The organism is Streptomyces sp. NPDC055506 (assembly GCF_053643595.1).
On the sequence record NZ_JBSHKH010000064.1, the window covers coordinates 35268 to 44921 of the forward strand.

Sequence of the window (9654 nt, forward strand, 5' to 3'; positions counted from 1 at the left end):
CGCCCCGTACTCTGTACGCCACGTACTGACGTGTCGGTGGATCCAATGGGGTCTCAGGAACGGGGCAGCGGTGTCAACGGGGGAGCACGGGCAGACCGAGGGAGCCGGCCGGCTGCTGGCGGGCCGCTATCGCGTCACGGCCCAGCTGGGACGCGGCGGCATGGGCGTCGTCTGGAAGGCCGTCGACGAGGTCCTCGGCCGCGAGGTCGCCGTCAAGGAACTGCGCACCTACACCGACGTGGCCGGCCCCGAACTGGCCGCTCTGCGGCTGCGGATGCAGCGCGAGGCACGTGCGGCGGCCCGGGTGCGCCACTCCGGCGTCATCGCCGTGCACGACATCGCGGAGATCGACGGCCGGCCGCTCATCGTCATGGAACTGGTCGACGGGCCGTCCCTGGACGACGTCCTGCGCGAACGCGGCACGCTCGACCCGGGCGAGGCGGCCGGGATCGGCGCCAAGGTCATGGACGCGCTGTCCGCCGCCCACCAGGTGGGTGTCCTGCACCGAGACGTGAAGCCCGGCAACATCCTGCTCGACCGCTCGGGCCGGGTCGTCCTCACCGACTTCGGCATCGCCACCATGGACGACCCGGGCGACGGTTCGGCCACCCACCTGACCCGCAGCGGCGAACTCGTCGGCTCCCTCGACTACCTGGCCCCCGAGCGTGCCCAGGGCTCCGACCCGGGCCCCGCCTCCGACATCTGGGCCCTGGGCGCCACGCTGTACGCGGCCGTCGAGGGGGCCTCGCCCTTCCGCCGTACGTCCACGTTCTCGACGCTCACGGCGATCGTCACCGAGCCGCTGCCGGAGCCCGCGCGAGCCGGCGCTCTCGGCCCCGTCCTCCAGCAGTTGATGGACAAGCGTCCCGAGGCCCGCCCGGAGGCCGACCGGGCCCGAGAGCTGCTCCAGTCGGTGGCGGACTCGGGCGGTACGGACACGCCGACCTCTCCGCTGCGCGACCCCGCGGCGTCGCCCTCGCCCCCGCGCCCGGAGACGGAGCGCAGTGTTCCGGCGGTACCGCCGGGGTTCGGACCACCGCAGCAGGTACGGCCGGGCACCGCCGGGCCTGACGAGGCCCCGGGCACCCCCGGCCCCGGGACGCCGGCGGCTTTCGGAGCCGGCGCACCTGCCGGGGCGGCCGGATCAGGGTCCGGCCCGTACGGCTCGGGACCCGGCCCGCACGGCTTCGGGCCGTCCGACCCGGAGAACACCGCCCCCGGCGCCTCCGCCCCCACGGGTCCGGTGAACTCCGGCCGCCCGCCCCGCCGTAGGTCCCGTGCCCTGCTCGCCGCCGCGGCCGCCACCGTGGTCATCGCCGCCGCCGGTGTCACGGCCGCCGTCCTCAGCGACTCCGGTGACAAGGCGGCGGGCGCCCGGCCCGACGCCGCCCGTGCGGATGCCGCGGCCTCCTCCGAGCCGGGGCGCACCGACGACGGCTCGAACGCTCCCCGGCCCACACAGCAGGGCGACGAGAAGGGCAAGGCCCCGTCCGAGAAGCCCGGCGACAAGAAGGACCCCGAGCCCACCGGCCGGGCGGCCACCCCGGCCCCCGCCGAGTCCTCCGGCGGCGCGACCGGAGGGACACCGGGCACCTCAGGAGGCAGCGACACCGGAGGCGGTGCCGGCAATGGCGGGACGGGCGGCGGTTCGGCAACCCCCGCTCCCGAACCGGCCTGCCACGCCATCGGCGGCGGCAAGTACAACTGCCAGGTCTGGAAGACCGCCGACTCCTACACCGCCTCCGGCACCAAGGTCGGAATCCTCAACGCGGGCACCAACTACTTCTACTGCCAGCAGAACCTGGGCCGCCGCGAGACGGACGGCCGGTGGACCAACGTCTGGTGGGCGAAGACCGACGACGACAGCGGCAACACGGACGTCTGGGTCAGCGACGTCTACGTCAAGGGCGGGGACAACGACGCGCCGGTCCCCGGGCTCCCGGTCTGCTGAGACCCCGTCGCCCCGGAGCCGACGTACCGCTCCAGGCCGGAGGCGGTCACCAGCTTCTCCTCGATGAACAGCCGTGTGCCCCGCTCGCACAACCGCCGGTCACCCCGGGCCCGCGCGCTGAACTCCTCGGGCACGACGCCGAAGAGCTCCCTGAACCGCGGCAGGCCGGAGAGCAGCTCGGTGAGCAGCGCCCGCTGGCCCGGGTGGGTGCGCGGCGCGCCGGTGCCGTCGTGCAGGACCCCGTGCCGGTTGACGTACGCGTACGCGCCCGGCAGCCGGGTGCCGTCCGCGAGGTCGATCCGCACATCGGGCGCGGGCAGCCAGGCACGGTTGAAGTTGCCGCTCGGCACGGGCGCGCCCTCGCTCGCGTCGATCACCGCGAGCTGCTCGTCGTCGAGCCAGAGGACGAACAGCTCCCGCACGGTGTCCGGGGCGCTGACGGGTGAGGCGGACATGTACCCCATGCGGCTCACATGCGCCGAGACGCCCGCGTCGACACCCCGCACCCGGGTCTTCACCATCGGGAGCGGGGACATGATCCCGAACTCGGCCATCTTGTGCCGCAGTTGTCCCGGACAGGCGTTGGAGCCGATGGCGAGGACCGGCGTGCGGTCCTCGTACACCAGCCGTTCCAGCGGCAGGAAACGGTCCCCGTCGAGGAGCCCGGAGTCGGCCGGCCACGCGCCCGGATACAGCAGCGGATGCTCGCGCGGCGCCTCGGCCAGGCCGAGTGCCCGCAGCGTGCGATCGGTGGGGTGATCCATGGGCCGCCTCAGTCCGCCGGTGGCAGCTCGCCGGAGCCGCGGGTGATCAGCCGGGTCGGCAGCTCGATGCGCTCGGGGGTGAGTTGGGTGCCGTCAAGCTGCCGGAAGAGACGTTCCGCCGCGGTGCGGCCGATGTCCGCCGCGTCCTGGGCGACGACCGTGACACCCGGCTGGAGCAGGTCGGCCAGCTCGATGTCGTCGAAGCCGACCAGGGCGACACGGCGGGCGTGCCCGGCGAGCACGCGGATCACGGTGACCGTCACCCGGTTGTTGGCCGCGAAGATCGCGGTGACCGGGTCCGGGCCGGACAGCATGTCCCCGGCCGCCCTGCGGACCCGCTCGGGGTCGGTGACGCCGAGGGACATCCAGGAGTCCGCCACCGGTATGCCCGCGTCCTCCATCGCGGCCCGGTAGCCGCGCAGCCGCTCGGCGGCGGTGTGGATGCGGGGCATGTCGCCGATGAAGCCGATCCGGCGGTGCCCGTGCGCGATGAGATGCGCGACGCCGTCGCGGGCGCCGCCGAAGTTGTCCGACAGGACCACGTCGGCGTCGATGTACCCGGCCGGCCGGTCCACGAACACCGTGGCGACACCCGCCTTGAGCTCCGGCTCCAGATACCGGTGGTCGTCACCGGCCGGGATCACCACCAGCCCGTCCACCCGCCGCGCGCACAGGGCCAGCACCAGCTCCTGCTCGCGTTCCGGGTCCTCCGCGCTGGAGCCGTTGATGAGCAGGGCGCCGTGCGCGCGGGCCACCTCCTCCACCGAGCGGCTCAGCGGCCCGTAGAACGGGTCCGCGAGGTCCTCCAGGACCAGTCCGATGCTGGCCGTACGGCCCTTGCGCAGCACCCGCGCGCTGTCGTTGCGGCGGAAACCGAGGGCGTCGATCGCCTCCTGGACCCGTCGCTCCGTCTCCGGGGTGACCCCCGGCTCCCCGTTCACCACCCGGGACACCGTCTTGAGCCCGACTCCGGCGCGTGCGGCGACGTCCTTCATGGTCGGCCGGGTGCCGTAGCGCGTTGCGGATCGGAGGGGGGTCTGGGGCACGGTGTGCTGTCCTGTCCTGTCGTCCACGGGGGTGCGTAGGTCCTGGGTTTGTATGAGGATGTGGCGTCGAGCATAGAGCCTGGACAACGTTGTCAGGCTCGGGGGAGACTGTCCACCGCAATCTCCGGCCCGCGCACCTGTGCGGGACCGGTCCAGCGCTTGCCCTGCCCGATGTTTTTCTCGGCGTTTTTCTCATGGTTGACGGGGAGATCCGACACTGATGCACACCGACCTCGTGGCCGCGCTCGACATCGGCGGCACCAAGATCGCCGGCGCTCTGGTGGACGGCCACGGCCGGATCCTGGTCCGCGCCCAGCGGGCGACGCCCGCCCGGGAGGACGGCGACACCGTGATGCGGGCCGTGGAGGAGGTGCTCGGCGAACTCACCGTGTCTCCGCTGTGGGAGCGCGCCACGGCCGTGGGCATCGGCAGCGCCGGGCCCGTGGACGCCTCGGCGGGGACGGTGAGCCCGGTGAACGTGCCCGGCTGGCGCGGCTACCCGCTCGTCGGGCGTGTCCGGGCGGCGGCCGGGGATCTGCCCGTCGAGCTGATCGGCGACGGTGTGGCGATCACGGCGGCCGAACACTGGCAGGGCGCCGCCCGCGGCCATGACAACGCGCTGTGCATGGTCGTCTCCACGGGTGTCGGCGGCGGCCTGGTGCTCGGCGGCCGGCTGCACCCCGGGCCGACCGGCAACGCCGGCCACATCGGTCACATCAGCGTGGACCTCGACGGCGATCTGTGCCCGTGCGGCTCGCACGGCTGCGTCGAGCGCATCGCGAGCGGTCCCAACATCGCCCGGCGCGCCCTGGAGAACGGCTGGCGGCCGGGTCCAGACGGTGACACCTCCGCGGCCGCGGTGGCCGCCGCCGCCCGTTCCGGCGACCCGGTCGCCGTCGCCTCCTTCGCCCGTGCCGCCCAGGCCCTGGCCGCCGGGATCGCCGCCACGGCGACCCTCGTGGAGATCGACATAGCGGTGATCGGCGGGGGGGTGGGCAAGGCGGGCGAGGTCCTCTTCACCCCTCTGCGCAAGGCTCTGAGCGCCTACGCAACCCTGTCCTTCGTCCGGCAGCTGACCGTGGCACCGGCCCAAATGGGCACCGACGCCGGCCTGGTGGGGGCAGCGGCGGCGGCGCTCGCGAAGCGGACGGACGCGGCCGCGGCGGGGGTGTGAGACCGGGCAGGAACGCTCAGGCGGTCCCGATGTGAGTGCCGGGATGCTGTTCTTCGGGCTGTTCTTCATGGGCGGGTGGGCAGCGGCTCTCGGGGCGCTGGTGTTCGCCGTCGTCACGCTGGTGCGGGTCAGGCGGAGGGAATGGATACGCCGCCAAGGACACCCCGCGGTACGGCTGCTGCTGCCGGCGCCCGCGTTCCTGCGCTGCGACGTGGCGCTCGCCGTGACGGCCCTCCTGGCCGACCTGTGGCTCGTGTCGGCGGCCATCGTGCTGGGGACGGAGGGCATCTTCACCGAGGACTGGATGGGCTACCCAGGCATGGTCGATTCCACCGGGCGGGGATACCAGGCCGCGGTCGTGAGCGCGCTGCGCTCCACCGCGTGGTGGACCTTCGGGATCGCGGTGCTCGGCCGCTGCTGGATCACAGCTGGCGTGCAGGTGTGCCTCCTGCCGCTCGCGGCATGGTGGATCGGAACGTTCGACACGTACTTCACCTGACAGGCCCCGGGCCGGGATACCGGCTCTTCCGCCGAAATCGACCGAATGTCCGTGCGATGTGGCACGATCCGGCATGTGAGCAGCAGACCCACCTCGGCGCAGCGCCTGCGTGACCTCGCGCGCCTGCGCCGGGTCAAGGACCGGATCGACCGGGAGTACGCACAGCCGCTGGACGTGGAGGCGCTGGCCCGGGGCGTGCACATGTCGGCCGGGCATCTCAGCCGCGAGTTCCGGCAGGCGTACGGCGAGTCGCCGTACAGCTACCTCATGACGCGGCGCATCGAGCGTGCGATGGCCCTGCTGCGCCGTGGCGACCGCAGTGTCACCGAGGTGTGCTTCGAGGTCGGTTGCTCGTCGCTGGGCACCTTCAGCACCCGCTTCACGGAGCTGGTCGGCATGCCGCCCAGCGCCTACCGGCGCGAGGCGGCACGGGCGACCGCGGGGATCCCGTCGTGCGTGGCGAAGCAGGTCACCAGACCGGTCAGGAATCGAGAAGCGCCCGCCCCGGGCCGAAACTAGCGTGGTGGCCATGGACCTCAACATTCACGCCAGTTTCCTGCCGCACGACGACCCGGACGCCGCTCTGGCGTTCTACCGCGACACGCTCGGCTTCGAAGTCCGCAACGACGTCGGGTACGAGGGCATGCGCTGGATCACGGTCGGCCCCGTCGGGCAGCCCGGCACCAACATCGTCCTGCATCCGCCGGCCGCCGACCCAGGCATCACCGAGGACGAGGGCCGCACCATCGCCGAGATGATGGCCAAGGGCACCTACGCGAGCATCGTCCTGGCCACCACCGACGTCGACGGCGCCTTCGAGCGGCTCCAGGCGGGCGACGCCGAGGTGGTCCAGGAGCCGGTGGACCAGCCGTACGGCGTCCGCGACTGTGCCTTCCGCGACCCCGCGGGCAACATGATCCGCATCCAGCAGCTGAAGCCGTGACGCCGTAGCGGCGGCCCGCCCCCCCCGAGCCCATCCCCCGCACCGCACCCCCGGGTTCGGTGCGGGGAAAGAACGTCCGAGCGACAGATGGAGACACGATGAGCAAGGCCACGACGACGGACAGACGGTCGCCCGGGCCGCACGCTGCCGACAGCCATGACGTGATCCGCGTGCACGGTGCGCGCGAGAACAACCTCAAGGACGTCAGCATCGAGATTCCGAAGCGCAGGCTCACGGTGTTCACGGGCGTCTCCGGCTCGGGCAAGAGCTCGCTGGTGTTCGACACGATCGCCGCGGAGTCGCAGCGGCTGATCAACGAGACCTACAGCGCCTTCCTGCAGGGCTTCATGCCGAACCTCGCCCGGCCCGAGGTGGACGTGCTCGACGGGCTGACCACCGCGATCACCGTCGACCAGCAGCGCATGGGGTCCGACCCGCGCTCCACCGTCGGCACCGCCACCGACGCCAACGCGATGCTGCGGATCCTCTTCAGCCGGCTCGGCACGCCGCACATCGGCCCGCCCGGCGCGTTCTCCTTCAATGTCGCCTCGGTCTCGGCGAGCGGCGGGATCACGGTCGACCGGGGTACCGACAAGACCAAGACGCAGAAGGTGACCTTCAGCCGCACCGGCGGCATGTGCACGCACTGCGAGGGCCGGGGCAAGGTCTCCGACATCGACCTCACCCAGCTCTTCGACGACTCCAAGTCGCTCTCCGAGGACCCGTTCACCATCCCCACCTACACCGGGGACGGCTGGGTGGTGCGGGTCATCGCCGAGTCGGGCTTCTTCGACAAGGAGAAGCCGATCCGCGAGTACACCAAGAAGGAGCGGCACGACTTCCTGTACCGCGAGCCGACCAAGGTGAAGATCAACGGCGTCAACCTCACCTACGAGGGGCTGATCCCGAAGATCCAGAAGACGTTCCTCGCCAAGGACCGCGAGTCGATGCAGCCGCACATCCGCGCCTTCGTGGACCGGGCGGTCACCTTCACCGAGTGCCCCGAGTGCGACGGCACCCGGCTCAGCGAACTGGTCCGCTCCTCGAGGATCGGCAAGGTCAACATCGCCGACGCGTGTGCGATGGAGATCCGCGACCTGGCCGAATGGGTCCGCGGGATCGACGATCCCTCGGTGGCTCCGCTGCTCGCCAAGCTCCGGCACACCCTGGACTCGTTCGTGGAGATCGGCCTCGGCTATCTCTCGCTCGACCGGGCCTCGGGCACGCTCTCCGGCGGCGAGGCGCAGCGCACCAAGATGATCCGGCACCTCGGCTCCTCGCTCACCGACGTCACCTACGTCTTCGACGAGCCGACCATCGGACTGCACCCCCATGACATCCAGCGGATGAACAACCTGTTGCTGCGGCTGCGCGACAAGGGCAACACCGTGCTCGTCGTGGAGCACAAGCCGGAGACGATCGCCATCGCCGACCATGTCGTGGACCTCGGCCCCGGCGCCGGCACGGCGGGCGGCACCGTCTGTTTCGAGGGCACCCTGGAGGGGCTGCACAAGAGCGGGACCGTCACCGGCCGTCATCTCGGCGACCGGGCGGCGTTGAAGGAGGCGGTCCGCAAGCCCACCGGCACCCTCGCGATCCGCGGCGCGACCGCGAACAACCTCCGACACGTCGACGTCGACATCCCGCTCGGCGTGCTCACCGTCGTCACCGGCGTCGCCGGCTCCGGCAAGAGTTCGCTCGTGCACGGTTCGATCCCCACCGAGGAAGGCGTGGTGTCGATCGACCAGACCGCGATCCGCGGCTCCCGGCGCAGCAACCCGGCGACCTACACCGGCCTCGCCGACCCGATCCGCAAGGCCTTCGCCAAGGCCAACGGGGTGAAGCCGGCGCTCTTCAGTGCCAACTCCGAGGGCGCCTGCCCCACCTGCAACGGCGCCGGTGTCATCTACACCGACCTGGCGATCATGCAGAGCGTCGCCACCCCCTGTGAGGTGTGCGAGGGCAAACGGTTCGAGGCGTCGGTGCTGGAGTACCGCTTCGGCGGCCGCGACATCAGCGAGGTGCTCGCGATGTCCGTGGCCGAGGCGGAGAAGTTCTTCGGCGCCGGTGAGGCGCGCACCCCCGCGGCCCACCGGATCATCGAGCGGATGGCGGACGTCGGGCTCGGCTACCTCACCCTCGGCCAGCCGCTCACCACGCTCTCCGGCGGCGAGCGGCAGCGGCTCAAGCTGGCCACGCACATGGGCGACAAGGGCGGCGTCTACGTCCTCGACGAGCCCACCACCGGCCTCCACCTCGCCGACGTGGAGCAGCTGCTCGGGCTGCTCGACCGGCTCGTCGACGCCGGCAAGTCGGTCATCGTCATCGAGCACCACCAGGCGGTCATGGCGCACGCCGACTGGATCATCGACCTCGGCCCGGGCGCCGGACACGACGGCGGCCGGATCGTCTTCGAGGGCACCCCGGCCGCACTCGTCGAGGCCCGCTCCACCCTGACCGGGGAGCACCTCGCGGACTACGTGGGCGCCTCGGAACAGGCACAACGGGTCGGCTGAACGGCCCACCCCGGCGCGCGCCCGGCGCCGTCCCCGCGCACCCTGGTGCCATGGCGTCCGTGAAACCCGTCGTGGTCTACCCGCCAGCCGCGGACGGTGGCCGGCGGGTCCGTGTGGACGACCAGTTCCTCGGGATCGCGTACGGGCTGCTGGACGTCGCCGAGTTTCTGCGGCGGGCGGGGATCGAGGACGCGGACGAGACGTATGCGGCGTCGTCGGGGCTGATCGAATGGCGCGGCGGCGGACCCGGGACCTGGAACACCGGTCCCGAATGAGGCCGTCGCGTCCCCCGAACGGCCCAGTGGCGTGACCCCGGAGCGGGTCGGGCCGTTGTGTCGGTCATGAAGAAGCGCAGCATGCTCGCCATCGCCTCCCTGGCCACCGGCTTCGTCGTCGCGGCGGTCACCCCGTCGCACGCTGTCGGAGAGAAGCTCCCCGGGATCAACGTGGACGAGACCCTCAACACGCTCAACCAGGCCGTCGGCAAGGACGGCCTGTCCGTGGCCGGGAAGGACGGCCTCCAGAAGAAGGGCGCCCAGAAGAAGGCTGCCCAGAAGAAGGGCGTTCACAAGAAGAAGGGCTGACGAGCCGCTCCGGTCTCGGCCCACGGCGCCGGCGCTCCCCGCGTGAGGGGGGCGCCGGCGCCGTCGTCATGCGCCCTCAACTGGGGCTGGCGTGACCCCCCGGCCCTGCGGCTCGGCGGGCCTGGAGTATCTCGCGGTGGCCCGCGGCGAGTTGGACGCCACCGCGTTCAGCTGGGA

The 9654-nt window shown here is 72.1% G+C and carries 10 protein-coding genes and 1 pseudogene; 9 read left to right on the forward strand and 2 right to left on the reverse strand.

The window, feature by feature from the left end:
- Window positions 1-70: 70 nt before the first annotated feature.
- Window positions 71-1951 (forward strand): serine/threonine-protein kinase, encoded by a 1881-nt coding sequence (locus ACWIF2_RS23630; protein WP_454362620.1) that lies wholly within the window; start codon window positions 71-73, stop codon window positions 1949-1951.
- On the opposite strand, the gene ACWIF2_RS23635 is transcribed toward ACWIF2_RS23630, so the two are convergent.
- A complete protein-coding gene (locus tag ACWIF2_RS23635) occupies window positions 1897-2715 on the reverse strand; it encodes a hypothetical protein (RefSeq protein ID WP_454362621.1) in 819 nt (272 codons plus the stop codon). The genes ACWIF2_RS23630 and ACWIF2_RS23635 overlap by 55 nt on opposite strands.
- A gap of 8 nt (window positions 2716-2723) precedes the next feature.
- Window positions 2724-3710: a LacI family DNA-binding transcriptional regulator gene (locus tag ACWIF2_RS23640; protein ID WP_454362631.1), complete on the reverse strand. Its 987-nt coding sequence runs from the start codon at window positions 3708-3710 to the stop codon at window positions 2724-2726.
- A 271-nt stretch (window positions 3711-3981) separates the two neighbouring features.
- Here ACWIF2_RS23640 and ACWIF2_RS23645 point away from each other — a divergent pair, with 271 nt between their 5' ends.
- The 8 genes and pseudogenes from ACWIF2_RS23645 to ACWIF2_RS23680 all read left to right on the forward strand — a co-directional run.
- Window positions 3982-4935: an ROK family protein gene (locus tag ACWIF2_RS23645; RefSeq protein ID WP_454362622.1), complete on the forward strand. Its 954-nt coding sequence runs from the start codon at window positions 3982-3984 to the stop codon at window positions 4933-4935.
- 31 nt (window positions 4936-4966) lie between these two features.
- Window positions 4967-5434: a hypothetical protein gene (locus tag ACWIF2_RS23650; protein ID WP_454362623.1), complete on the forward strand. Its 468-nt coding sequence runs from the start codon at window positions 4967-4969 to the stop codon at window positions 5432-5434.
- 45 nt (window positions 5435-5479) lie between these two features.
- Window positions 5480-5953, forward strand: coding sequence for a helix-turn-helix transcriptional regulator (locus ACWIF2_RS23655; protein WP_454362624.1), 474 nt, complete (start codon window positions 5480-5482; stop codon window positions 5951-5953).
- 10 nt (window positions 5954-5963) lie between these two features.
- Window positions 5964-6377: a VOC family protein gene (locus ACWIF2_RS23660; protein WP_215123247.1), complete on the forward strand. Its 414-nt coding sequence runs from the start codon at window positions 5964-5966 to the stop codon at window positions 6375-6377.
- Between the two features lie 98 nt (window positions 6378-6475).
- Window positions 6476-8893, forward strand: a complete 2418-nt coding sequence (locus ACWIF2_RS23665; RefSeq protein ID WP_454362625.1) for an ATP-binding cassette domain-containing protein — start codon at window positions 6476-6478, stop codon at window positions 8891-8893.
- Between the two features lie 50 nt (window positions 8894-8943).
- On the forward strand, window positions 8944-9168 hold the full coding sequence (locus ACWIF2_RS23670) for a hypothetical protein (protein ID WP_454362626.1): 225 nt from the start codon (window positions 8944-8946) through the stop codon (window positions 9166-9168).
- A 66-nt stretch (window positions 9169-9234) separates the two neighbouring features.
- Complete coding sequence (locus ACWIF2_RS23675; protein ID WP_454362627.1) at window positions 9235-9477, forward strand: hypothetical protein; 243 nt, start codon at window positions 9235-9237, stop codon at window positions 9475-9477.
- 88 nt (window positions 9478-9565) lie between these two features.
- Window positions 9566-9654 (forward strand): annotated as a pseudogene (locus ACWIF2_RS23680) (inositol monophosphatase family protein); the annotation flags it as partial.

What these genes read in the sequence shown, in the direction of transcription:
- ACWIF2_RS23645 (WP_454362622.1), top strand. Translation starts at nt 3,982, where the DNA reads ATGCACACCGACCTCGTGGCCGCGCTCGACATCGGCGGCACCAAGATC.
- ACWIF2_RS23640 (WP_454362631.1), bottom strand. Translation starts at nt 3,710, where the DNA reads ATGAAGGACGTCGCCGCACGCGCCGGAGTCGGGCTCAAGACGGTGTCC.
- ACWIF2_RS23635 (WP_454362621.1), bottom strand. Translation starts at nt 2,715, where the DNA reads ATGGATCACCCCACCGATCGCACGCTGCGGGCACTCGGCCTGGCCGAG.
- ACWIF2_RS23670 (WP_454362626.1), top strand. Translation starts at nt 8,944, where the DNA reads ATGGCGTCCGTGAAACCCGTCGTGGTCTACCCGCCAGCCGCGGACGGT.
- ACWIF2_RS23655 (WP_454362624.1), top strand. Translation starts at nt 5,480, where the DNA reads ATGTCCGTGCGATGTGGCACGATCCGGCATGTGAGCAGCAGACCCACC.
- ACWIF2_RS23665 (WP_454362625.1), top strand. Translation starts at nt 6,476, where the DNA reads ATGAGCAAGGCCACGACGACGGACAGACGGTCGCCCGGGCCGCACGCT.
- ACWIF2_RS23660 (WP_215123247.1), top strand. Translation starts at nt 5,964, where the DNA reads ATGGACCTCAACATTCACGCCAGTTTCCTGCCGCACGACGACCCGGAC.
- ACWIF2_RS23675 (WP_454362627.1), top strand. Translation starts at nt 9,235, where the DNA reads ATGAAGAAGCGCAGCATGCTCGCCATCGCCTCCCTGGCCACCGGCTTC.